Source organism: Pseudomonas sp. TH06 (assembly GCF_016651305.1).
Lineage (GTDB): Bacteria > Pseudomonadota > Gammaproteobacteria > Pseudomonadales > Pseudomonadaceae > Aquipseudomonas.
In genome coordinates this window covers 140,640-163,469 of record NZ_JAEKEC010000002.1, presented here as the reverse complement: position 1 = coordinate 163,469, position 22,830 = coordinate 140,640, and the positions used below count along the sequence as shown (strand labels likewise).

Annotated in this window: 21 protein-coding genes; 11 read left to right on the top strand and 10 right to left on the bottom strand. The window is 60.3% G+C overall.

The window, feature by feature from the left end:
- The 5 genes from pcaG (at position 1) to pcaC (ending at position 4,732) form a co-directional block, all read left to right on the top strand.
- Positions 1-567: a protocatechuate 3,4-dioxygenase subunit alpha gene (gene pcaG / locus JFT86_RS24305; protein WP_201238780.1), complete on the top strand. Its 567-nt coding sequence runs from the start codon at positions 1-3 to the stop codon at positions 565-567.
- A gap of 252 nt (positions 568-819) precedes the next feature.
- Positions 820-2,115, top strand: a complete 1,296-nt coding sequence (locus JFT86_RS24300; protein WP_201238779.1) for an MFS family transporter — start codon at positions 820-822, stop codon at positions 2,113-2,115.
- Positions 2,116-2,161: 46 nt separating this feature from the next.
- Entirely contained in the window at positions 2,162-3,526 is a 1,365-nt protein-coding gene (locus tag JFT86_RS24295) for a 3-carboxy-cis,cis-muconate cycloisomerase (RefSeq protein ID WP_201238778.1), read from the top strand.
- 11 nt (positions 3,527-3,537) lie between these two features.
- Positions 3,538-4,329: a 3-oxoadipate enol-lactonase gene (gene pcaD / locus JFT86_RS24290; protein ID WP_201238777.1), complete on the top strand. Its 792-nt coding sequence runs from the start codon at positions 3,538-3,540 to the stop codon at positions 4,327-4,329.
- A 10-nt stretch (positions 4,330-4,339) separates the two neighbouring features.
- Complete coding sequence (pcaC, locus tag JFT86_RS24285; protein ID WP_041070503.1) at positions 4,340-4,732, top strand: 4-carboxymuconolactone decarboxylase; 393 nt, start codon at positions 4,340-4,342, stop codon at positions 4,730-4,732.
- 106 nt (positions 4,733-4,838) lie between these two features.
- Here the strand turns inward: pcaC and JFT86_RS24280 are convergent, their stop codons facing one another.
- From JFT86_RS24280 to emhA, 5 genes are all read right to left on the bottom strand, one after another.
- On the bottom strand, positions 4,839-5,645 hold the full coding sequence (locus tag JFT86_RS24280) for a methyltransferase domain-containing protein (RefSeq protein ID WP_201238776.1): 807 nt from the start codon (positions 5,643-5,645) through the stop codon (positions 4,839-4,841).
- Between the two features lie 271 nt (positions 5,646-5,916).
- The gene (locus JFT86_RS24275; RefSeq protein ID WP_201238775.1) at positions 5,917-7,176 is read right to left on the bottom strand and encodes an OprD family porin; all 1,260 of its coding nucleotides are present in this window, start codon (positions 7,174-7,176) and stop codon (positions 5,917-5,919) included.
- A gap of 416 nt (positions 7,177-7,592) precedes the next feature.
- Complete coding sequence (gene emhC / locus JFT86_RS24270) at positions 7,593-9,053, bottom strand: efflux RND transporter outer membrane subunit EmhC (RefSeq protein ID WP_201238774.1); 1,461 nt, start codon at positions 9,051-9,053, stop codon at positions 7,593-7,595.
- Positions 9,050-12,199, bottom strand: a complete 3,150-nt coding sequence (emhB, locus tag JFT86_RS24265) for an efflux RND transporter permease subunit EmhB (RefSeq protein ID WP_201238773.1) — start codon at positions 12,197-12,199, stop codon at positions 9,050-9,052. Before emhB ends, emhC begins: the two co-directional genes overlap by 4 nt.
- 3 nt (positions 12,200-12,202) lie before the next feature.
- Positions 12,203-13,360 carry an efflux RND transporter periplasmic adaptor subunit EmhA gene (gene emhA / locus JFT86_RS24260; RefSeq protein WP_201238772.1) on the bottom strand — a complete coding sequence of 386 codons (1,158 nt, stop codon included), beginning with the start codon at positions 13,358-13,360 and terminating at the stop codon, positions 12,203-12,205.
- Between the two features lie 267 nt (positions 13,361-13,627).
- On the opposite strand from emhA, the gene emhR reads away from it, so the two are divergent.
- Positions 13,628-14,260 carry an efflux system transcriptional repressor EmhR gene (gene emhR, locus JFT86_RS24255; protein WP_201238771.1) on the top strand — a complete coding sequence of 211 codons (633 nt, stop codon included), beginning with the start codon at positions 13,628-13,630 and terminating at the stop codon, positions 14,258-14,260.
- 208 nt (positions 14,261-14,468) lie between these two features.
- On the opposite strand, the gene JFT86_RS24250 is transcribed toward emhR, so the two are convergent.
- From JFT86_RS24250 to JFT86_RS24240, 3 genes are read right to left on the bottom strand one after another with little or no spacing between them, the layout of a single operon-like run.
- Positions 14,469-15,518 (bottom strand): alkene reductase, encoded by a 1,050-nt coding sequence (locus JFT86_RS24250; protein ID WP_201238770.1) that lies wholly within the window; start codon positions 15,516-15,518, stop codon positions 14,469-14,471.
- A gap of 30 nt (positions 15,519-15,548) precedes the next feature.
- Positions 15,549-16,715 carry an MFS transporter gene (locus JFT86_RS24245; RefSeq protein WP_103307019.1) on the bottom strand — a complete coding sequence of 389 codons (1,167 nt, stop codon included), beginning with the start codon at positions 16,713-16,715 and terminating at the stop codon, positions 15,549-15,551.
- Positions 16,716-16,749: 34 nt separating this feature from the next.
- Complete coding sequence (locus JFT86_RS24240; RefSeq protein WP_201238769.1) at positions 16,750-17,052, bottom strand: metalloregulator ArsR/SmtB family transcription factor; 303 nt, start codon at positions 17,050-17,052, stop codon at positions 16,750-16,752.
- A gap of 170 nt (positions 17,053-17,222) precedes the next feature.
- Between JFT86_RS24240 and JFT86_RS24235 the strand changes: the two genes are divergently transcribed.
- A complete protein-coding gene (locus tag JFT86_RS24235; RefSeq protein ID WP_201238768.1) occupies positions 17,223-17,807 on the top strand; it encodes an ACP phosphodiesterase in 585 nt (194 codons plus the stop codon).
- 102 nt (positions 17,808-17,909) lie between these two features.
- Here JFT86_RS24235 and JFT86_RS24230 read toward each other — a convergent pair whose 3' ends face one another.
- Both JFT86_RS24230 and olsB read right to left on the bottom strand, forming a co-directional pair.
- Positions 17,910-18,701: a lysophospholipid acyltransferase family protein gene (locus tag JFT86_RS24230; RefSeq protein ID WP_201238767.1), complete on the bottom strand. Its 792-nt coding sequence runs from the start codon at positions 18,699-18,701 to the stop codon at positions 17,910-17,912.
- Positions 18,701-19,456, bottom strand: a complete 756-nt coding sequence (olsB, locus tag JFT86_RS24225; RefSeq protein WP_103307013.1) for an L-ornithine N(alpha)-acyltransferase — start codon at positions 19,454-19,456, stop codon at positions 18,701-18,703. The genes JFT86_RS24230 and olsB overlap by 1 nt, the downstream gene beginning before the upstream one ends.
- 153 nt (positions 19,457-19,609) lie before the next feature.
- Here olsB and JFT86_RS24220 point away from each other — a divergent pair, with 153 nt between their 5' ends.
- The 4 genes from JFT86_RS24220 to JFT86_RS24205 all read left to right on the top strand — a co-directional run bounded on the left by JFT86_RS24220 (position 19,610) and on the right by JFT86_RS24205 (position 22,830).
- Complete coding sequence (locus JFT86_RS24220) at positions 19,610-20,488, top strand: acyl-CoA dehydrogenase family protein (protein WP_201238766.1); 879 nt, start codon at positions 19,610-19,612, stop codon at positions 20,486-20,488.
- A 149-nt stretch (positions 20,489-20,637) separates the two neighbouring features.
- A complete protein-coding gene (locus tag JFT86_RS24215) occupies positions 20,638-21,711 on the top strand; it encodes a serine hydrolase (protein WP_201238765.1) in 1,074 nt (357 codons plus the stop codon).
- Complete coding sequence (locus JFT86_RS24210) at positions 21,708-22,004, top strand: amidase (protein ID WP_201238764.1); 297 nt, start codon at positions 21,708-21,710, stop codon at positions 22,002-22,004. The genes JFT86_RS24215 and JFT86_RS24210 overlap by 4 nt, the downstream gene beginning before the upstream one ends.
- 235 nt (positions 22,005-22,239) lie before the next feature.
- Positions 22,240-22,830 carry a YceI family protein gene (locus tag JFT86_RS24205; RefSeq protein ID WP_201238763.1) on the top strand — a complete coding sequence of 197 codons (591 nt, stop codon included), beginning with the start codon at positions 22,240-22,242 and terminating at the stop codon, positions 22,828-22,830.

Below are 22,830 nucleotides of genomic sequence, written 5' to 3'. Positions count from 1 at the left end.
ATGACGCTGACTGCGACCACGTCCCACACCGTCGGGCCGTATTACCACATCGGCCTGACCTGGCTGAACCGCGAAAACCTCACCGTCGAGCAAACCCTCGGCGAGCGCGTGGCGATCACCGGGCAAGTAGTGGATGGCAACGGCGACGTCGTCAACGACGCCATGCTGGAAGTCTGGCAAGCCAACGCCGCCGGCAAGTACGACCACCCGGAAGATGAGCAGGACAAAGCGCTGGACCCGCACTTCGGAGGGTTCGGGCGGGTGCCGGTGGACGCTGAAGGGCGCTTCCGTTTCACCACGATCAAACCGGGCACGGTCGAAGGCCTGAAGGGCTCGACCCAAGCGCCGCATCTGGTGGTGTTGGTGTTTGCGCGTGGATTGGTGAAGCATTTGCTGACGCGGATTTACTTTGAGGGGGAGCCGGCGAACGTTGATGATCCGTTGCTGGAATGTGTGCCGGCCGAGCGCCGCAGTACGTTGCTGGCGAAAAAGGATGCGGCGGGTGTTTATCAGTGGAATGTGATTCTGCAGGGTACTGATGCCGAGACGGTGTTCTTCGATTATTGAACACTCCATCGGTGGTCAGCGATCAACTGTGGCGAGGGGATTTATCCCCGTTCGAGTGCGAAGCACACGCAAATCAGATACACGCGGTTTACCTGAAATAACGCGCTGAATGGTTTGGGGCCGCTTCGCTGCCCATCGGGGATAAATCCCCTCGCCACAAAGGCTGGTCAAGACTTGGGTGATGATCCAATGTGGAACGGGACTGTTGCAAAGTATGTCTAGACTCTCACTGTCCCTATCGAGTGAAAAACAATGACAACCACCACCTCCCATTACACCGGTGAAGAGCGCAGCAAGCGCATCTTCGCCATTGTCGGCGCCTCGTCCGGCAACCTCGTCGAATGGTTCGACTTCTACGTCTACGCCTTTTGCGCGATCTATTTCGCCCCGGCGTTTTTCCCTTCCGATAACCCGACGGTGCAACTGGTCAATACCGCAGGCGTATTCGCCGCCGGCTTCCTGATGCGGCCGATTGGTGGCTGGATCTTCGGGCGTCTGGCGGACAAGAAGGGCCGCAAGACCTCGATGATGATTTCGGTATTGATGATGTGCTTCGGCTCGTTGCTCATTGCCTGCTTGCCGACCTACAACACCATCGGTGTCTGGGCGCCCCTGTTGCTGCTGTTTGCGCGACTGCTGCAAGGTCTGTCGGTTGGTGGTGAATACGGCACCACTGCGACTTACATGAGTGAAATCGCGCTCAAGGGCCAGCGCGGATTTTTCGCCTCGTTCCAGTACGTGACGTTGATCGGCGGGCAACTGCTGGCGGTGTTGCTGGTGGTGATCCTGCAACAGTTCCTCAGCGAAGATGAACTGCGCGCCTACGGCTGGCGGATTCCGTTTGTGGTCGGTGCGGTGGCGGCGGTGATTTCGCTGTTCCTGCGTCGCTCGCTGAAAGAAACGGCCAGCAAGGAAATGCGCGAGAACAAAGACGCCGGCAGCATTCGTGCGTTGTTCCGCGATCACAAAGCCGCGTTCATCACCGTGCTCGGTTACACCGCCGGCGGTTCGCTGATTTTCTATACCTTCACCACTTACATGCAGAAGTACCTGGTGAACACCGCCGGTATGCACGCCAAGACCGCCAGCTACATCATGACCGGCGCGCTCTTCCTTTATATGTGCATGCAACCGCTGTTCGGCATGCTCGCCGACAAGATCGGCCGACGTAATTCGATGCTCTGGTTCGGCGCGCTCGGCACGCTGTTCACCGTGCCAATTCTGTTGAGCCTGAAAAGCATCAGCAGTCCGATCCTGGCCTTTGTGCTGATCACCGTGGCGCTGGCCATCGTCAGTTTCTACACCTCGATCAGTGGCCTGGTGAAAGCCGAAATGTTCCCGCCGGAAGTCCGTGCCCTCGGCGTCGGTCTGGCCTATGCGGTGGCCAACGCAATCTTTGGCGGTTCGGCAGAATATGTGGCCCTGAGCCTGAAAGCCGGGGGCATGGAAAACGCCTTCTACTGGTACGTCACGGTGATGATGGCCGTCGCGTTCCTGTTCAGTTTGCGCTTGCCGAAACAGGCAGCGTATTTGCACCACGATCTCTAAACCGATGCGCGCGGGCCGTCATGGCCCGCGCCGGCAAGGACTGTTTATGACTCAGCGACCGGGCAATCAATTGTTCGATGCCTACTTCACTGCCCGCGATATGCGCGACGTGTTCTGCGATCAGGGCCGCGTGCAGGCGATGCTCGACTTCGAAGCGGCACTGGCCCGGGCCGAGGCGCGGGTCGGGGTGATTCCGTCGAACGCGGTTGCGCCTATCGAAAATGCCTGCCGCGCCGGTTTGTACGACTTCGCCACGTTGGCCGAGGCAATTGCCACGGCGGGCAATTCGGCGATTCCTTTGGTCAAGGCCTTGGGCAAGCAGATCGCCGCCACGGACGCCGAGGCCGAGCGCTTTGTGCATCTGGGCGCGACCAGTCAGGACGTGATGGATTCCGGGTTGGTTCTGCAATTGCGTCAGGCGCTGCAACTGATCGAAAACGATCTGGCGTTACTGGCTGAGTCCCTGGCTACTCAGGCGCAACGTCACGCCGCGACGCCTCTGGCCGGGCGCACCTGGCTACAACATGCGACGCCGGTGACGCTCGGCATGAAAATCGCCGGATGGCTTGGCGCTGTCACTCGTAGCCGTCAGCGTCTGCGTGAACTCAAGCCGCGTCTGCTGGTGCTGCAATTCGGCGGCGCCTCCGGGACCCTCGCGGCGCTTGGCAAGCAAGCGTTACCGATTGCCGAAGCCTTGGCGCAGGAACTGCAACTGAACTTGCCGGAGCAACCGTGGCACACCCAGCGTGATCGCATCGTTGAATTCGGTGCAGTGCTTGGCTTGATCGCCGGTAGCCTCGGCAAATTTGGTCGTGACATCAGCCTGTTGATGCAGACCGAGGCGGCGGAAGTCTTTGAACCGTCGGCGCCGGGCAAGGGTGGTTCCTCGACCATGCCGCACAAACGCAATCCGGTCGGCGCGGCAGTGCTGATCGGCGCGGCAACGCGAGTGCCGGGGCTGGTGTCGACGCTGTTCAGTGCGATGCCGCAGGAGCACGAACGCAGCCTCGGTCTGTGGCATGCCGAATGGGAAACCCTGCCGGAGATTTGTTGCCTCGTCTCGGGGGCGCTGCAACAGGCGCGCCTGCTGGCTGACGGTCTTGAAGTCGACGCCACACGCATGGCGCGCAATCTCGAACTGACCCAAGGCCTGGTGCTGGCCGAAGCGGTGAGCATCGTCCTTGCGCAACGGGTCGGCCGCGACACCGCGCATCACCTGCTCGAACAATGTTGCAAACGCGCGGTGGCCGAACAGCGCCACTTGCGTGCGGTCCTCGGCGACGAGCCGGCGGTCACCGCCGAACTGAGCAGCGCCGAACTCGATCATCTGTTGAACCCCGCCCATTACCTCGGTCAGGCGCACGTCTGGGTCGAGCGTGCGGTGGCCGAACATCACGCATTGTCTGTCTGAAGGAGAGGGCTGTGGCTTTCGTTCAACTCGCCGATGGCGAACTGCATTACAACATTGAAGGTCCGGCCGATGCGCCGGTGCTGGTACTGTCCAACTCGCTGGGCACCGACCTGCATATGTGGGACGCGCAAATGCCGGCATTCACCGAGCATTTTCGTGTGTTGCGTTTCGACACCCGTGGGCACGGCAAATCACTGGTAACGCCGGGGCCGTACAGCATCGAGCAACTCGGTCACGATGTCCTGGCTTTGCTGGATGCGCTGCACATCGAGCGTGCGCATTTCTGCGGTCTGTCGATGGGCGGGTTGATCGGGCAGTGGCTGGGCATCAATGCCGGGCAGCGATTGCACAAGCTGATCGTCTGCAACACGGCGGCGAAAATCGGCGATCCATCGGTGTGGAATCCGCGTATTGAAACGGTGCTGCGCGACGGCCCGGCGGCAATGTTTGCCTTGCGTGACGCGTCGATTGCCCGTTGGTTTACCCCGGACTTTTCGGCGGCTCATCCGGCGGCGGCCAAGCAGATCACCGACATGCTCGCGGCCACTTCGCCTGAGGGGTATGCGGCCAATTGCGCGGCAGTACGCGATGCCGATTTCCGTGATCAACTGGCTTCGATCAATGTGCCGCTGTTGGTCATCGCCGGCAGCGAAGACGCGGTCACGCCGCCGTCCGGCGGGCATTTCATTGAGGAGCATGTACGCGGCGCCGAATACGCCGAGTTCTATGCGGCGCATCTTTCCAACGTGCAGGCCGGTGCGGATTTCAGTGATCGCGTGTTGGTGTTTCTGAACGCTTCATAAGGGGATTTTTGTGGACGAGAAACAACGTTACGACGACGGCATGCAGGTGCGCCGCGCAGTGTTGGGCGATGCGCATGTTGATCGCAGCCTGACGACGCTGACCGAGTTCAACTCGGAATTCCAGGAGATGATCACCCGTCACGCCTGGGGCGATATCTGGACTCGCCCGGGTTTGCCTCGGCACACCCGCAGCCTGATCACCATCGCCATGCTGATCGGGATGAACCGCGAGGGTGAGCTGAAACTGCACCTGCGGGCGGCGGCCAATAACGGCGTGAGCCGGGGCGAGATCAAGGAAGTGATCATGCAAAGTGCGATTTATTGCGGGATTCCGGCGGCGAATGCGACGTTTCACCTGGCGGAATCGGTGTGGGATGAGCTTGGAATCGAATCCCGGGAATAGTCGTTGACCGGGCTGAAGCCATCGCGAGCAGGCTCACTCCTACATTTGGAATGCGTTCCCTTGTAGGAGTGAGCCTGCTCGCGATAGCGGTAGCGGATGCGACGCATCACACCGTCGCGACAATGAATATCCGCTTGAACGCAAACAACGTATGCCCGTCCGCTTCCTGTGGATAGTGCGCGTTCACTCGCATCAGGTAGTGATAGATAAACCGCGACTGCTCCTCTGAATCCAGCGCCTGCATCACCGGTCGCAATGCCGACACCTTGACCCAGTCGTACACCGGCGATTTACCGTCGACCACCTGCAATTGCTCGGTCTCCCAGATATCCAGCGACGCGGTCAACGGCGCGAGCAGGCGATAGTAATCCTCCAGCGACAACAGCGGCCGCGCCGCCATGCGTTGGCGCAATTGCGGCGTACCCAGTGGTGTGCCGCCGGGGCCGGCATCGTCCAGCGTTTCGAGCATCAATCGATACCACAACGCATCTCGCCAGTCGGGCATGTGCGCCGCCAGGCAGCCGCCGCGATTGAGCTGGCCGAGCAGGTGCGGCAGCAAAGTTTCATGACCATCGATGAAATGCAGCACCGCCGCCGCGAGCAAAAGATCTGCCGGTTGTTCGGGCTGCCAATCGAGCAGATCGCAGTGCTTCCACGACGCGTGAATCGGCAGGCAGCGGGCTTCATCGAGCATTTGCCGGGAGCTGTCGATGCCTTGCAACCGTGCACGCGGCCAGCGCTCGGCCAGTAGTTGCGTGGCAATGCCGGTACCGCAACCGAGGTCATAAATATGTTTGGGGTTCTGCAGATCGACACGGTCGAGCAATTCATTGACCGGACGTTGTCGCAAGCGGGAAAACTGCTGGTACGCCTTGGCGTCCCAGTCGGGCGCTACATTGAGTCGGGTGATCATGAGGGGGTCCTCTGGTGATCAGCAGTGTCTTCCGATGACAGCCTGGCTCAAGTCTTGGGGGACCAACATCAACAGATAACGGAAGTGCGAGAGGTTGTACGCCTGAGTCCTTCAGGTGATTCAACTCTACTCGACGGCAAGCAAAGTGCCAGCGCTCCTGACGGATGGCTCGCTGATATCACCTTTTCCTGAAGGAACTGCCGAAGGCTGCGATCTTTTGATCTTATAAAAAATCAAAAGATCGCAGCCTGCGGCAGCTCTACAGGGGGGGTTAGAGCAGGCTGATCGGGTAGCTGACGATCAGGCGATTCTCGTCAAACTCGTTGTTGCTGAAATCCCGACGCATGGTTGAGTTGCGCCATCTGACGTTGAGGTCCTTGAGTGCGCCGCTCTGCACGGTGTAGCCCAGCTCCGATTCGCGACCCCATTCCTTGCCGTCAGTGACGGTGCCGGTGTGCACGTTGTCGCCGCTGATGTAACGGTTCATCAGGGTCAGGCCGGGGATGCCAAGCGCGACGAAGTTGTAGTCGTGGCGCACCTGCCAGGAGCGTTCCTGCGCATTGTCGTAACTGGAGTTGTAGCTGTCGTTGGCCAGAGTACCGCCGCTGGTGCCGTTGACGCGCATCCAGGCACTGTCGCCCGTGAGCTTTTGCAGGCCGACGTAAAAGGTGTTGCCGCCGTATCTGGCCGAAAACATGCCGGACCAGGTTTTGTTATCGAGGTCGCCAGCACGGGCGCTGCCGTCGTCCTTGCCGTAGAAAAAGCCGAGGTTGGCGCCCAGCGTCCAGTCGTCGAGCGGTTGGCTGTGGATCAGATTGACGTACTGCTGGCTGTAGATGTCCTTGAGCTCGGCGTTCCACACACCGATCTGTGTGCGTTTGTCGTTGAACACATATTCACCGCCCTGAAAATTGAAGCGATCGGAGGTGAACGCCGCTTTGCCGAACATCGACATGTCGCTCATGCTGCTGTCATCGCGCGGGCTGTTGGCGCGGAACTGGCCGCCATAGAGGGTCAGGCCGTCGATTTCCTTGGAGGTGATCTGGCCGCCGCGAAAGGTTTGCGGCAGCGAGCGGCCGTCGTCCGAACGCAGGATCGGCAGCACCGGCATCCATTCGCCAACCTTCACTTCGGTCTGCGACAGCTTGGCTTTGAAGGCAACGTTGGTGCGGCCGAAGTTGTCCGCCGGGCGTCCATCGTGATCCAAAGGCAACAGCTGCGTACCGCCGGTACCTTTGCCGCCGTCGAGCTTCACCGAGTAAAGCCCCAGCACGTCCATGCCGAAACCGACGGTGCCCTGAGTGAAACCGGATTTGGCGTCGAGGATGAAGTTCTGCGTCCATTCTTCAGCCTTGCCCTGGGCCTTGGTCGGGTTGGTGAAGTTACGGTTGATGTAGAAGTTGCGCAGGTTGAGGTTGACCTTGGCCCCTTCGACAAAACCGGCTTCTTCAGCCGCAGCGGGCAGGGCGACGCCAGTCAGTGCCAGGGCAATCAGGCCGGGGAGTGCGTACGGCGCAGGGGAAATGGTCATGGGTTCGGGTCTCTCTTGTTTTTTTAAGGCAAACGGATGCGCTGCCGCCGATTTCGGGGCGCAGACAGGAAATGTGTTCAGAGGTTAAGCGGCGGAGATCAGCCGGACGGGGCAGGGCGCGGGAGCATGGTGTCGAACCTGTTGTTATTGGTTTTGTGGGACGAATGGTGCGGGGCGTGGATGGGTGGATTCAATTGGCGAAAGCGGGTTTCGGGCGATTATCGAACGCAAGATTAAGCCGGGCTTTGTGGTGGTTGATAAGGCCTCATCGCGAGCAGGCTCACTCCTACAGGGGAATGCATTCCAATCGTAGGAGTGAGCCTGCTCGCGATAGGGTCAGACCAGACAACATAGCTTTCTGACAGGCAACAAAAAGCCCGCCAAATGGCGGGCTCCTTGTCTTCACCGGACGATGATCAGAACAGCTTCATCTTCGGTGCTTCTTCTTTCAGCGGTTCGTTCTGTGCGGTTTGCGCATTCCAGCCACCGCCCAGTGCCTTGTACAGGTTGACCGCGCTGGTCAGTTGCGCGAGGCGGTCGGTGATCAGCGCTTGTTGGGCGCTGAACAACTGACGCTGGGCATCGAGGAAGGTCAGGTTGCTGTCGACGCCGATGCGGTAACGACGTTCGGCCAGACGGTAGTAATCCTGGTTGGCCTGAACGAAATCACGCTGCGCTTGTAGCTGCTCAGTGTAGGTCTGACGCGCGGCGAGGCCGTCGGCGACTTCCTGGAAGGCCGTTTGAATGGACTTCTCGTAGTTCGCCACGCCAATGTCCTTCTGGATCTTGGCGGCGTCGAGGCTGGCGCGCAGGCTGCCGGCGTTGAAGATCGGCAGGTTGATCTGCGGCTGGAACAGCCACGTCCCCGAACCACCCTTGAACAGACCGGACAGATCCGGGCTCAGGCTGCCCGCGTTGGCGGTCAGGCTGATGCTCGGGAAGAACGCTGCACGGGCGGCGCCGATGTTGGCGTTGGCGGCTTTCAGGTTGTACTCGGCCTGAAGGATGTCCGGACGACGTTGCAGCAGGTCCGAAGGCAGACCGGCCGGGACGTCGCTGAGCAGGTCATCGGCCAGCGGTTTGGCCGCTTGCAGATTGGCCGGGATACCGGTACCGAGCAGCAGGGTCAGGCTGTTTTCGTCCTGAGCCACCTGGCGGGTGTACTTGGCCAGTTGCGCACGGGCGTTTTCCACCGAGGTACGCGACTGCGCCAGGTCCAGGGCCGAGGCCACTCCGACTTCGTTGCTGCGGCTGGTCAGCTTGTAGCTTTCTTCGAAGGCACCGAGGGTGTCCTGGGTCAGCTTGAGCAGTTCTTTGTCCGCCTGCCAGGTCAGGTAGGCGTTGGCGACGCTGGCCACCAGACTGATCTGGGTGCTGCGACGCGCTTCTTCAGTCGCGAAGTACTGTTGCAGCGCTTGTTCGCTCAGGCTGCGAACCCGACCGAACAGGTCGAGTTCGTAGGCGCTGATGCCGACAGTTGCGGAGTAGGAACTGGTGATGCCCGCTTCACCGGTCTGCGAGGCACGGGCCGGAACCCGCTGACGGCTGCCGCTGGCATTGGCCGAAACCGCCGGGAACAGGTCGGCACGCTGGATGCGGTATTGAGCCGCGTAAGCGTCGATGTTCAGCGCCGCGACACGCAGGTCGCGGTTGTTTTCCAGCGACACCTGGATCAGCTGTTGCAGGGCCGGGTCATGGAAAAACTGCTTCCAGCCCTGCTCGGCAGCGGCCTGCGCCGGAGCCTGGGCCGGCGAGTACGCCGGGCCCTGCGGGTACTGGCCTGCGACCGGAGCCTCAGGCTGCTGATAATCAGGTATCAGCGAGCAACCGCTCAGCACGAAGGCCGCGACGGCGATGGAGAGTAGCGACTTGCTCATTGGCCAGCCTCTTTAGGAGTTTCTTTGGTGTCATCGGAGTCGGCATTTTTGCGCTGGCCCATGGACGACACAGTGACGAAGAACAGTGGGACCCAGAAAATCGCCAGGATCGTGGCCGTGAGCATACCGCCAATCACGCCGGTACCGATCGCATGTTGACTGCCTGAACCGGCGCCGGTGGAGATTGCCAACGGTACAACACCGAGGACGAAGGCAAGCGACGTCATGATGATCGGTCGCAGACGCATGCGGCAGGCTTCGATCGCCGCATCGCGCAGACTGCGCCCTTGCTCATGCAGCTCCTTGGCGAACTCGACGATCAGAATGGCGTTTTTAGCTGCCAGACCGATGGTCGTCAACAGGCCTACCTGGAAGTACACGTCATTGGACAGACCGCGCAGGCTGGTGGCCAACAGCGCACCGATGATCCCCAGCGGCACCACGAGCATGACCGCGATCGGAATCGACCAGCTCTCATACAACGCCGCCAGACACAGGAACACCATCAGCAGCGACAAGGCGTACAGCGCGGGTGCTTGCGAGCCGGACAGACGTTCCTCGTAGGACAGACCCGTCCAGGAGATACCGACACCGGCCGGCAGTTTCTTGGCAATCGCTTCGACTTCGGCCATGGCATCACCGGTGGAGTAACCCGGTGCCGGAGAACCGAGGATCTCCATTGCCTCTACGCCGTTGTAACGGGCCAGTTTCGGCGAACCGTAGATCCACTCGCCCTTGGCGAACGCGGAGAACGGCACCATGGTCCCGGCGCTGTTGCGCACATACCACTTCTTCATGTCTTCCGGGCTCATGCGAGCACCGGCCTGACCTTGTACGTAAACCTTCTTCACACGACCACGGTCGATGAAGTCGTTGACGTAACTACTACCGAAGGAAATCGACAGGGTGCTGTTGATGTCGGAAATGCTCACGCCGAGGGCGCGGGCTTTCGCATCGTCGATTTCCAGGTGGTACTGCGGCTCATCGTTCAAGCCGTTCGGACGCACCTGATACAGCACCTTGCTCTGCGCAGCCAAGCCGAGGAACTGGTTACGCGCTTCCATCAGCTTGTCGTGGCCGATACCGGCACGGTCTTGCAGGAACACGTCGAAACCGGTGGCGTTACCCAACTCCAGTACCGCCGGCGGGGCGAAGGCAAACACCATCGCGTCGCGGAAGCTGAAGAAGTGTTGCTGCGCACGTTGGGCCAGAGCAAACACGCTGTTGCTGGCATCACGCTCGCCCCACGGTTTGAGCATGATGAACGCCAGACCCGAGCTCTGACCACGACCGGCGAAGTTGAAGCCGTTCACAGTGAACACCGAGGCCACCGCGCCGGACTCTTTCTCCAGCAGGTAGGAGCGCATTTCGTCGATTACAACCTGGGTGCGTTCGGCACTGGAACCGGCAGGCGTTTGTACCTGGGCGAACAGTACGCCCTGGTCTTCTTCCGGCAGGAACGCAGTCGGAATGCGTGTGAACAGCCAGATCATGCCAACCACGATCAGTACGTAGGCCAGCAGATACGGGGCTTTGCGCGACAGCATGTTGCCGACGCCACGCTCGTAGCTTTTCACACCACGGTCGAAGCTGCGGTTGAACCAGCCGAAGAAACCTTTTTTCGGTGTGCCGTGCTCGCCTTTCGGAATTGCCTTGAGCATGGTGGCGCACAGCGCCGGGGTGAAGATCAGCGCGACCATTACCGACAGGGCCATGGCCGAGACGATGGTGATCGAGAACTGCTTGTAGATCACACCGGTAGAACCGCTGAAGAACGCCATCGGCAGCAGTACCGCCGACAGAACCAAGGCAATACCGACCAGTGCGCCCTGGATCTGGCCCATGGATTTTTTGGTCGCTTCTTTCGGTGACAAGCCTTCTTCGCTCATCACCCGCTCGACGTTTTCCACCACGACGATGGCGTCGTCCACCAGCAAGCCGATGGCCAGCACCATACCGAACATGGTCAGGGTGTTGATGCTGAAACCGAACGCCGCGAGGATGCCGAACGTACCCAGCAATACCACTGGCACGGTCATCGTGGTGATGACGGTGGCGCGGAAGTTTTGCAGGAACAGGAACATCACCAGGAACACCAGCACGATCGCTTCGACCAGGGTTTCAACCACACCCTTGATCGACTCGGTCACCACTGGCGTGGTGTCATACGGGAACACCACTTCCATGCCTTGCGGGAAGAACGGCTTGAGCTCGTCAATCGTTTTGCGCAGGGCTTTGGCGGTGTCGAGGGCGTTGGCGCCGTTGGCCAGTTTCACCGCCAGACCGGAAGACGGCTTGCCGTTGAATTGCGCCGAGATGGTCGAGTTCTCGCCACCCAGACCGACATCGGCGACATCACCGACGTGCACTTGCGAACCATCCTGGTTGACCTTCAGCAGAATCGCCTTGAACTGCTCGGCAGTCTGCAGACGGGTCTTGCCGATGATCGTGGCGTTCAGTTGCTGGCCAGGCAGCGCCGGCAAACCACCGAGCTGACCGGACGAGACCTGGACGTTCTGCGCCGAAATCGCGGTGCTGACGTCAGCCGGGGTCAGGTTGTACTTGTTCAGCTTGGCCGGGTCGAGCCAGATACGCATCGCATACTGCGCACCGAAGACCTGGAAGTCACCGACACCGGCGGTCCGCGAGATCGGGTCCTGCATGTTCGACACGATGTAGTTGGACAGGTCGTCCTTGGTCATGCTGCCGTCACGCGATACAACACCGATCACCAAGAGGAAGTTTTTCACTGCCTTGGTCACACGGATACCTTGTTGCTGCACTTCCTGCGGCAACAGCGGGGTGGCCAGGTTCAGCTTGTTCTGAACCTGTACCTGCGCGGTGTCGGAGTTGGTGCCTTGCTCGAAGGTCGCGGTGATGGTCATGCTGCCGTCGGAGTTACTTTCCGAGGACACATAACGCAAGTTGTCGATACCGTTGAGCTGTTGCTCGATCACCTGTACCACGGTGTCCTGCACGGTTTGCGCCGAAGCGCCCGGGTAGGTCACGGAGATCGCAATGGCCGGTGGCGCAATGCTCGGGTACTGGTTGATCGGCAGTTTCAGGATCGAAAGTGCCCCGACCAGCATGATCACCAGGGCAATTACCCAGGCGAAAATCGGACGGTCGATGAAGAATTTTGACATGAGTTACTCCCCTTTGCCGCCAGCGGCTTTGTCAGCTGCCTGAGCGGGGGCCGGGTTCTTTTTCGCGACATTGGTGGCTTCGGTCGGGTTTACCTGAACACCAGGGCGCACGTATTGCAGCCCCTCGGTGATCAGGCGATCGCCGGCTTTCAAGCCATCTTCGATCAGCCACTGGCTGCCGACGGTGCGGCTGGCCTTGAGCTGACGCAGTTCGACCTTGTTGTCGGCGCCGACGACCAGCGCGGTCGGGGTGCCTTTGAGGTCACGAGTCACGCCTTGCTGCGGCGCCAGAATGGCCGCGGCGTTGACGCCGGCCTGCAACTGGGCGCGGACGAACATGCCCGGCAGCAGGGTGTGATCCGGGTTCGGGAACACGGCGCGCAGGGTCACGGAACCGGTAGTCGGGTCGACCGACACTTCGGAGAATTCCAGCTTACCGTCGAGCTTGTACTGGCTGCCGTCTTCCAGGGTCAGCTTGACCGCAGCCGAAGTGTCACCGGCCTTTTGCAGACGACCGCTTTCCAGTTCGCGGCGCAGTTCCAGCAGTTCAACCGAAGACTGCGTCACGTCGACGTAGATCGGGTCCAGTTGCTGGATCGTCGCCATGGCATCGGTCTGGCCATTGCTGACCAGTGCACCTTCGGTCACTGAAGAACGACCGATACGACCGGAGATCGGCGCGTAAACCTTGGTGTAACGCACGTTGATCTGCGCGCTCTGCAACGAGGCTTCCGATTGCAGGCGGTTGGACACGGCGGTGTCGTATTCCTGACGGCTCACGGCCTGCTCGTCGACCAGTTGCTTGTAGCGGTCGGAGATCGACTTGGTCGAACGCAGATTGGCTTCAGCGCTTTTCAGGGTCGCTTCATAGACCGACGGATCGATCTGATACAGCTGCTGGCCGGCTTTGACGTCGCCGCCTTCCTTGAACAGACGTTTGAGAATGATGCCGTTGACCTGCGGTCGAACTTCCGCGATGCGGTACGCACTGGTGCGCCCCGGCAGTTCCGACGTGAGGGTGAAGGCTTGTGGTTGCAGGGTGACGACGCCGACCTGAGGGGGCGGAGCGGCCGGTGCCGCTTCTTCCTTTTTACATCCGCTGAGCAGCGATGCCAGGGCGACGGCAGTGACCAGAGCGGTAACAGCTGGCTTGAATTGCATGAAGATCCTCGGGTCAGGCGCGCAAAAAACGCACAAGAAGTGTGGAAGGGTAAAAAAAAGATGCCGGGTGGATAAGTAGCTTGCTAATGAATATACTTACGTTCATGGTTGTTTGTAAACACCTTGGCCGCGTACCCACCCTGTTACAAAAGTCGTTGCAAGGTTTGAAATTGTAGGCCGGGGAGCCGATCCGCGAGAGATCGCCCCCCTTTTTATTCAGCGGATATTCAGCCATCCCTGAAACATCCTGTTTGAGGTTTTACTGCCATGGTCCGCCGTACCAAAGAGGAAGCTCAAGAAACCCGCAGCCAGATTCTGGAGGCGGCAGAGAAAGCCTTTTATGAAAGGGGCGTCGCTCGTACGACGTTGGCGGACATCGCGACCATGGCCGGTGTCACGCGCGGCGCGATCTATTGGCATTTCAGCAACAAGGCCGATCTGGTCCAGGCCATGCTCGACAGCTTGCATGAGCCGCTGGATGAACTGGCCAAGGCCAGTGAAAGCGAGGACGAACTGGACCCGCTGGGCTGTATGCGCAAATTGCTGATTCATTTGTTTCATCAAGTTGCGCTGGACCCGAAAACCCGGCGTATCAACGAAATTCTGTTTCATAAGTGCGAGTTCACCGATGAAATGTGCGATTTGCGCCAGCAGCGCCGGGCGGCCAGCCTCGATTGCAATCTGCGTATCGGGCTGACCCTGCGTAATGCGGTGAATCGCGGCCAGTTGCCGCAAGATCTCGACACTGCCCGTGCGGCCATCAGCATTCATGCCTATATCGATGGCCTTCTGTATGGTTGGCTTCTGGCGCCGGACAGCTTCGAGTTGCATGCCGAGGCCGAGCGCTGGGTCGATACAGGGTTGGATATGCTGCGCCTGAGCCCTAGCCTGCGCAAATGAAACAAAATGCGTAATTGACACAGCTTATGTCAATTGGCCTGCTTTTATATACGTTCGCGGCGGGGAGTTTATACGTAGCGAGCTACGGATTTTGTAGGGAATTTGTGTCGTCTGTGTGAATGAGTGTTGGCCGCTGGCCCTGAGCGCCGCCCAACAAAAAAACCCCGGCTCTCACGAGTCGGGGGCTTTTGTGTTTCTGCGGTAAGCGTTACAGCGTCGGGTAGTCGATATAACCGACCGGGCCTTTCGCGTAGAACAGCTCCGGACGCGCATCATTCAACGGTGCATCCGCCTTCAAACGCGCCGGCAGATCCGGGTTGGCAATGAACGGCACGCCGAACGCGACGGCGTCAGCCTTGCCGCTGGCCAGCCATGCATTGGCGCTGTCCTTGGTGAATTTTTCGTTGGCGATGTACGGGCCACCGAAAGCTTCTTTCAATTGCGGACCAAGGCTGTCAGCGCCTTCTTTCTCGCGGGAGCAGATGAACGCGATGCCGCGTTTGCCCAGCTCACGAGCAACGTAGGTGAAGGTTTCCGCCAGGTTGTCGTCGCCCATGTCGTGGGAGTCGGCGCGTGGTGCCAGGTGCACACCGACACGGCCAGCGCCCCAGACTTCGATCGCTGCGTCAGTCACTTCCAGCAGCAGACGTGCGCGGTTCTCCAGCGAGCCGCCGTAGTTGTCGGTGCGCTGGTTGGTGCTGCTTTGCAGGAACTGGTCGAGCAGGTAGCCGTTGGCGCCGTGGATTTCCACGCCATCGAAACCGGCGGCCTTGGCGTTCTCGGCGCCGGTGCGGTAAGCGTCGATGATGTCGGCGATTTCAGCGGTCTCCAGGGCGCGCGGGGTTGGGTAGTCGGCCAGTGGGCGAACCAGGCTGACGTGACCTTTGGGTTGAACCGCGCTCGGTGCAACCGGTGCTTCACCGTTGAGGTACGACGGATGAGAAACGCGACCTACGTGCCACAGTTGCAGGAAAATCTTGCCGCCGGCAGCGTGAATGGCTTTGGTCACGTTGGACCAGCCGCGCACTTGATCGTTGGACCAGATGCCCGGGGTGTCCGGGTAGCCGACGCCCATTGGCGTTACCGAAGTCGCTTCGCTGAGGATCAGGCCGGCGGAGGCGCGCTGTACGTAGTATTCGGCCATCAGCGCATTCGGCACGCGGCCTTCGTCGGCGCGGCAGCGGGTCAGCGGGGCCATGATGATGCGGTTGGCCAGCTCGATGTCGCCCAGTTTGATCGGATCGAAAATTGTTGCCATGAAATAGAACCCTCGTAATGACGTGGTTAATCAGTTGGTCGCGGGGGCCAGCTCGGCGTTGCCGTTCTGACGGAAAGTAATCAGGGTCACCAGCAGGGCGAGCACTGCCAGAGCAGCTGCAGCCAATGGCACGCTGGTCAGGCCGAAGCCGTGGGCGATGACGCTGCCGCCAACCCAGGCGCCAAGCGCGTTGCCGACGTTGAAAGCGCCGATGTTCAGGGTCGAGACCAGGTTTGGTGCAGCCTTGCCGAAGGTGACTACGTTGATTTGCAGTGCCGGCACCGCCGCGAACGAGGCGGTGGCCCAGAGGAACAGGGTGATTTCGGTCGGGATCAGCGCGACGCTGGTCCAGCTCAGCACGGTGGACACCACCGCCATCGCCACGAACACGCCGATCAGGGTGGCGCCGAGGCGCTTGTCTGCCAGTTTGCCGCCGATGATGTTGCCGACGGTCAGACCAAGGCCGATCAACAGCAGGGTCCAGGTCACGCCTTTTGGCGAAACGCCAGTGACGTCGCCGAGCAGCGGCGCGACGTAAGTAAACAGGGTGAACATCGAGGCAGCGAACAGTGCGGTCATGCTCAGCGACAGCCAGATACCCGCACCTTTGAGGGCGGCGAGTTCGGCGCGCATGTCGAGTTTTTCTTCGTCACGCTTGGCCGGCAGAAAGCGGATCAGACCGATCAACGCGATCACACCGATCACGGTCACTGCCCAGAAGGTCGAACGCCAGCCGGCTTCCTGACCCAGCGCAGTGCCCAACGGCACGCCGAGGACGTTGGCCAGCGTCAGGCCGGTGAACATCAGCGCGACTGCCGAAGCGCGTTTGTTCGGCGCCACCAGACCTGCCGCCACCACCGAACCGATACCAAAGAAGGCACCGTGGCACAGTGCAGTGACGACACGGGCAAACATCAGCACGTTGTAATCACTGGCCAGCGCACAGAGCAGGTTGCCGACAATAAAAATGCCCATCAACGCGACGAGTGCAGCCTTGCGCGGCAGTTTGGCGGTGGCCAGTGCCATGAACGGTGCACCGATGGCCACGCCGAGGGCGTAACCGGTCACCAGCCAGCCGGCGCCGGGAATCGACACACCGAGGTCGGCCGCCACGTCGGGCAACAGGCCCATGATGACGAATTCGGTGGTGCCGATGGCGAAGGCGCTCAAGGCGAGGATGAGTAGCGAGAGGGGCATGCGGGTTTCCTTGTCGGCTAACTGACGTGAAGGGTCAGAGCTCTTTACTGAGGGTGCTGAGGAACGCCTTGATCACGTCCTCGTTGCGTTTGAAAAAATGCCATTGACCGGCCTTCTGGCTGCTGATCAGACCGGCGCGTTGCAACGTTGCGAGGTGCGCCGAAACGGTCGACTGCGACAGGCCGCAGCGTTGATCGATCTGCCCGGCGCAAATGCCGTACTCGTGGTTGTGCAACTGTTCCGGGAATTCGCCTTTCGGGTCTTTCAGCCAGTTGAGGATGTCTCGTCGTACTGGGTGCGCCAGGGCTTTTATTATTTCGTCGAGGTCGAGGTTCATGGCAGGGTGCTCATCATGTGTACAACGCTATATCGCGATGTGGCGAACTTTAAATCGTTAGATCGCGATACACCAATATGATTTTGATCTGACGTCAGCATAAATTGGTATATCGCGTTATAACGATACGTGGATATATGGATAACGGGTCGCAGTGCTAAGCTGCGCCCATGAACTATCTCGCACATTTGCACCTCGGTGGCCAGCGCCCCGATCAATTGCTCGGCAGCCTGTATGGCGATTTCGTCAAAGGGCGGCTGCAAGGGCAGTTTGCCCCGGAAGTCGAGGCGGCCATTCAACTGCATCGACGGATTGACGTGTTCACGGATCGCCATCCGTTGGTGGACATTGCGCTGGGGCGATTTTCCGAGACCCGACGGCGTTATGCCGGGATCGTCCTCGATGTGTTTTTCGACCATTGTCTGGCGCGGGACTGGCGCTTGTATGCCGATCAACCACTTGAGCAGTTCACGGCGGATGTCTACCGGGTGCTGTCCCGTGAACCGCAATTGCCCGAGCGTCTGGCGAAGATTGCGCCGCACATGGTCGCCAATGACTGGCTGGGTTCGTACCGGGAGTTTGAAGTGCTGGAGCAGGTGTTGCGCGGCATCTCCCGGCGTTTGACAAAGCCGGAGGAATTGGCGGGGGCGATGCAGGAATTGCGGCGGTTGTATGAGCCGTTGAGTGAAGACTTTCGCCTCTTCTACCCGCAACTCCAGGACTTCGCCGAAAACTCCCAGGCACAGAAGATCTAATGTAGGAGTGAGCCTGCTCGCGATAGCGGTACATCAGGCAACACCGATGTGACTGAACCACCGCTATCGCGAGCAGGCTCACTCCTACAGGGGATTGCTGTTTCAGGCTGCGATTGCTGGACGCATTGGCGATTGTCGGGTTTCCGGAATCGCACCAAACAACGCCTTCTGCACCGCCTGCTGCGCTTCAAATGCCAGCGCCGCACGCTCCCGGCCCTGGCAGGCAATCGGCTTGAGCAGATGCACTTCGACGTCGCCGCAATCGTTGCTGAACAGACGCATCAGGTGCGACAGCAGATCATCGTCACCAATGAACGGTGCCAGCGTATCGATCTCACCGTTGCGCAGGTAACGGATCGCCACCGGTTGCAGCATCACCTCGGAATCAATCGCCGCCGACAGCAGGCGACCGTGAAAAGTGCGCAGTGAACGCCCGTCAGTGGTCGTGCCTTCCGGGAACATCAACAGCGAATGATCGGTTTGCAAGTGACGGGTCATCTGCTTGCGGATCAGCTGGCTGTCGCCCGAACCGCGACGGATGAACAAGCTGCCAGCCTTTGCCGCCAGCCAACCGGCCACCGGCCAGGTGCGCACTTCAGCCTTGGACAGAAACGACAGCGGCGTGAGCATGCCCAGCAGCGGGATATCCGTCCACGACACATGGTTGCTGACCCACAGCATCGGCTGCTTCGGCAATTCGCCGTGTACGGTCATGCGAAAGGGCAGGGCGTTGCTCAGGCGCGCCATGAAAAACCGCGACCAGCGCTGGCGCCGCTCCATCGAATGCGCGAGGCCAATCCGTTCAAACACGCCGAAGACGCTGGCCATGCTCAAACCCAGCGAGACCACCAGCAGCACTCGCGCGATCCGCGCGTACACCCGCAACCGGCTCATCACACGGCCGCCTTGAAGTGCTTGGCGTAGCGCGGGCAGAGTTCGTCGCGCTTGAGCAGGATGAACACGTCTGCCACCTGGAAGTCTTCATCCCAGCACGGCTCGCCGCAGATCTTCGCGCCCAGACGCATGTAGGCCTTGAGCAGCGGTGGCATTTCCGCAATCACGTTGGAGGGGATATCCAGCGTCGGCAGCGGATTTTTCGGTTCGGCGCGCAGGTGTTCGGTGCACAGATAACGTTCGCGCAGACGCTGCATGATCGCGTGAGCCTGAATGCCGCCGTCCTGCATCGGGATGCTCGCGCAGCCCATCAAGTAGCTGTAGCCACCCTGATTCAGCACTTCGGCCAACTCGCCCCAAAGCACGGCGATGGTGCCGCCATTGCGGTAGGCCGGGTCAACACAGGTGCGGCCGATTTCAAGGATCGGGCCTTGCAGATGAGCGAGGCCGTGCAGGCTGAATTCTTCTTCGCTGTAGAACTTGCCCAGGCTGCTGGCGGCGGTGTGATCGAGCAAACGGGTGGTCGCCACCAGGCGCCCGGTGTTCAGGTCACGCACGCCGATGTGGCTGCAGTGAACATCATAATCATCCATGTCCAGACCCAGTTCCGCGCCTTTCAGCTTGGCGTTGAACTCGCCACTGAAGACGCTGAAGCGCAAGGCCTGGGCTTGCTGCAAGGCCTCGGCGCCGATCAGGCGTTCGGCTTGCAGGCGGCGTTCATTGCCGGTGTCGCTGATGCGGGCGATCTGAGTCATGTGAATCTCCGTACGGGCCTTTAACCCGTCGTGGGTTGCAGCCGATCGACTTTCTTTATGCAGCCGTGTTGTGCAAAGTCAGGCTATGTAGCCCCGGTGTCATCGCCATGAAAGTTTGGTGATGCTTATATGACAGCCCACAAGGAGCCTCTTATGCCCTGGCCAGATCTGTTGCAAAGCCGTGAACGATTGCCCGCCGTTGCTGACCTTGCCGAAGGTTTTGCGACGTTGTTGCATCAACTGGGCAACGTCACGCCGTTCGAATTGGCGGTCGCGGGCGGGCGGCGGATGGCGACGCCGGGGCTGGCATTTCTGGTCGGTTATCAAGCGGCATTGCGCATGTTGTGGCCGAGTGCGCCGCTGAGCCTCGGCGCGTTGTGTGCGACCGAACAGCGCAGCTTGCGCCCGGCAGACATGCAGACGCGGCTGACCGATTTGCGTCTGACGGGCCGCAAGGATTTCGTCACCGCCGGTGATGCCGCGGACTGGCTACTGATTGCCGCGCGCTGCGAAGAACCCGGCGAGGCCCCGCGCCTGAGCCTGGCGGTGGTGTATCCCGGCGAACCCGGCGTGACGGTGGAAAAATTGCCGCCGCTGCCATTGATGCCGGACGTCAGTCACGGTCGCCTGCATCTGGACAGCGCGTTGTGCGAGTTGCTGGCCGGTGACGGTTGGGACGCTTACGTCAAACCGTTTCGCACGCTGGAAGATGTCTATGTGCTGAGTGCGATGACGGCGTGGTTGTACGGCGTCGGCCAGGACAGCGACTGGCCGCAGCCGCTGCAATTGCGCTTGCTCGCGCTGCTGGCCGGTTGTGCGGAAGCGAGCCGGCAGCCGCCGAACAATCCGCCGGGGCATATGTTGCTGGGTGGGTTGTTTGCGCAGTTTAAATCGCTGAAGAGTGAGATCGATCAGGCGTTGGCCACCGGTAATCCCGAGTGGGCGACGATGTGGCAGCGCGATCAGGGCGTGATGCAGTTGGCGGCGGGGGCACGGGCGAAGCGGTTGGCCAAGGCGTTGGTCGAGGCCTGACAGGCCTCATCGCGAGCAGGCTCACTCCTACAATTGGAATGCGTTCCCCCTGTAGGAGTGAGCCTGCTCGCGATAGCAATTTAAGAATCACCACACCCCTGTCATAAACCCCGACTAGGCTCAGCAGGTTAATTCCCAGAGCCCACACCATGTTCAAAGGCCTGTCGCTGTTTCTGCTGTTGCTCAGCTTTACCGTTCAAGCCGAGCAGTGGCCCGGCGAACAGTGGCCGGTCGGCCCTCGGATCACCGCGGTTGAAGATCTGCAGAACTACGCCTTTCCCGCTCGCGACGACAATACTCGCAAAGGCATCCGCACCGACGCTTTGCTGATCATCCGCGACGGTCAGATTGTCTACGAACGCTACGCCGGCCCGACCACCGAACAGACTCCGCACTTGACCTGGTCGATCAGCAAAAGCCTGATGGCCAGCGTGCTCGGCGTGGCGTACGGCGAAGGCCTGTTCAAACTTGAAGACCCCGCCGTGAAATTTTACCCGGCGCTGCAACAACACCCGGCGCTCAAAATGGCCGACCTGTTGCACTGGGCCTCGGGTATCGACTGGCAGGAAGACTACGAATACGCCCCGCTGAAATCTTCGGTGGTGGCGATGCTGTATACCCGTGGCCACCGCGACATGGCCGCGTTCACCGCCGATCACGACAGTTACGCCGAGCCGGGGCAGGCGTTCCGTTATTCCAGTGGCGACAGCAATCTGCTCGCGGCCGCGTTGAAAACCATCGTCGGCCCGCAGCGTTATCCCGACTACCCATGGACGGCGCTGTTCGAACCGTTGGGCATTCGCCAGGCCGTGTGGGAAACCGATGCCAGCGGCACGTTTGTCGCATCTTCCTACGCCTATCTCACGGCCCGGGATCTGGCGCGGGTCGGTCTGTTGATGGCCCGTGACGGGCGCTGGCGTGATCGGCAATTGCTGCCCAGGGATTGGCTGGCCTTCAACCTGAAACCTTTCGCCGGTTACAAGGCCCATCAGGACGAAGCGGTCCCCGGCGGCCAATGGTGGCTCAATCGTCCGGCGGATGGCGCGTCATCACCCTGGCCCGACGCCCCGCCCGACACTTTCGCCGCGCTTGGCCATTGGGGCCAGGCGCTGTATGTGATTCCCAGCGAGAAACTGGTGATCGTGCGCTACGGCGATGATCGCGACGGCAGCTACCGCCACAACGAATTGCTCAAGCGTGTGTTGAAGGCGGTGCAGCCATGAAGCGCTTCTTGCTGGTGTTGCTTGTCGTGCTGCTCGGTTGGATCGGGTACGAACGGGAAAATCTGTGGGCCTTTCCGGACATCATCAGCGCCTACACCGCCAAGGAATATTGTTCGTGCCGGTATGTGATGAACAACGACGCCGAGTATTGCCGTGGCTATGTGAAACAGTGGTTGCCGACCAGCAGCTTCAGCGATGACAGCGCCAGTAAAACCATCACCGTCAGCGGCATGGGCCGCCGCAACAGCGCGCGATGGCTGAACGAACGCCAAGGCTGCCGCCTGAATCCCTGACCACCACACCCAACCCCTGTGGTGAGGGGATTTATCCCCGATGGGCTGCGAAGCGGCCCCAGCAGTGTGTCATTCAGAACCAATCCTCAGGTTTGCGACTGCTGCGCAGCCGGTCGGGGATAAATCCCCTCACCACAAGACTTCACCGGCAGATAGATAGGTGGTGATTGAAAGTTTGCATAAACGCCACGTCCGGTTAAGGTTCGTGCAGGTTTATCGGCCCCACGAGTGTTCAATGTTCAACCGCTCCCTCTTCAAAACCCTGTCCAGTCTGTTGCTGGCCGCCGCTGCGCTGCCGGCGCAAGCCAATTGGTATCTGGACGGCGAGTCGTCGCGGCTGTCGTTCGTCAGCACGAAAAACGCCCATATTTCTGAAGTGCAGCGCTTTCTGGTGCTGCACGGCAAGGTCGACCCCAGCGGTCGCGCCGAAGTCGAAGTCGAACTGGATTCGATCAACAGCGGCATCCCGCTGCGTGACGAACGCATGCGCAAGGAGCTGTTCCAGATCGAGCAATTCCCTGAAGCCACCATCACCACGCAAATCGACCTGCGCCCGATCAACGATCTGGCCCCCGGCGCGCAGCTGGAATTGCGCTTGCCGCTGACCGTCAACCTGCACGGCAAGCAACACGAATACCCCGCCGAGCTGCTGGCGACGCGTCTGGATGACCGACGCTTTCAAGTGGTGACGCTGGAGCCGCTGGTGATCAACGCCGAAGATTTCGATCTTGTTCCGGGACTGGAAAACCTGCGCAAACTGGCCGACCTGTCGGCCATCAGTCTGTCGGTGCCGGTGGGTGCGGTGCTGATCTTCACGGCACGCTGA

Excerpts from the sequence above, each read along its gene's own strand:
- pcaG (WP_201238780.1), top strand. The coding sequence starts at position 1 with ATGACGCTGACTGCGACCACGTCCCACACCGTCGGGCCGTATTACCAC.
- JFT86_RS24300 (WP_201238779.1), top strand. The coding sequence starts at position 820 with ATGACAACCACCACCTCCCATTACACCGGTGAAGAGCGCAGCAAGCGC.
- JFT86_RS24295 (WP_201238778.1), top strand. The coding sequence starts at position 2,162 with ATGACTCAGCGACCGGGCAATCAATTGTTCGATGCCTACTTCACTGCC.
- JFT86_RS24280 (WP_201238776.1), bottom strand. The coding sequence starts at position 5,645 with ATGATCACCCGACTCAATGTAGCGCCCGACTGGGACGCCAAGGCGTAC.
- JFT86_RS24275 (WP_201238775.1), bottom strand. The coding sequence starts at position 7,176 with ATGACCATTTCCCCTGCGCCGTACGCACTCCCCGGCCTGATTGCCCTG.
- emhC (WP_201238774.1), bottom strand. The coding sequence starts at position 9,053 with ATGAGCAAGTCGCTACTCTCCATCGCCGTCGCGGCCTTCGTGCTGAGC.
- emhB (WP_201238773.1), bottom strand. The coding sequence starts at position 12,199 with ATGTCAAAATTCTTCATCGACCGTCCGATTTTCGCCTGGGTAATTGCC.
- emhA (WP_201238772.1), bottom strand. The coding sequence starts at position 13,360 with ATGCAATTCAAGCCAGCTGTTACCGCTCTGGTCACTGCCGTCGCCCTG.
- emhR (WP_201238771.1), top strand. The coding sequence starts at position 13,628 with ATGGTCCGCCGTACCAAAGAGGAAGCTCAAGAAACCCGCAGCCAGATT.
- JFT86_RS24250 (WP_201238770.1), bottom strand. The coding sequence starts at position 15,518 with ATGGCAACAATTTTCGATCCGATCAAACTGGGCGACATCGAGCTGGCC.
- JFT86_RS24245 (WP_103307019.1), bottom strand. The coding sequence starts at position 16,715 with ATGCCCCTCTCGCTACTCATCCTCGCCTTGAGCGCCTTCGCCATCGGC.
- JFT86_RS24240 (WP_201238769.1), bottom strand. The coding sequence starts at position 17,052 with ATGAACCTCGACCTCGACGAAATAATAAAAGCCCTGGCGCACCCAGTA.
- JFT86_RS24235 (WP_201238768.1), top strand. The coding sequence starts at position 17,223 with ATGAACTATCTCGCACATTTGCACCTCGGTGGCCAGCGCCCCGATCAA.
- JFT86_RS24230 (WP_201238767.1), bottom strand. The coding sequence starts at position 18,701 with ATGAGCCGGTTGCGGGTGTACGCGCGGATCGCGCGAGTGCTGCTGGTG.
- olsB (WP_103307013.1), bottom strand. The coding sequence starts at position 19,456 with ATGACTCAGATCGCCCGCATCAGCGACACCGGCAATGAACGCCGCCTG.
- JFT86_RS24220 (WP_201238766.1), top strand. The coding sequence starts at position 19,610 with ATGCCCTGGCCAGATCTGTTGCAAAGCCGTGAACGATTGCCCGCCGTT.
- JFT86_RS24215 (WP_201238765.1), top strand. The coding sequence starts at position 20,638 with ATGTTCAAAGGCCTGTCGCTGTTTCTGCTGTTGCTCAGCTTTACCGTT.
- JFT86_RS24210 (WP_201238764.1), top strand. The coding sequence starts at position 21,708 with ATGAAGCGCTTCTTGCTGGTGTTGCTTGTCGTGCTGCTCGGTTGGATC.
- JFT86_RS24205 (WP_201238763.1), top strand. The coding sequence starts at position 22,240 with ATGTTCAACCGCTCCCTCTTCAAAACCCTGTCCAGTCTGTTGCTGGCC.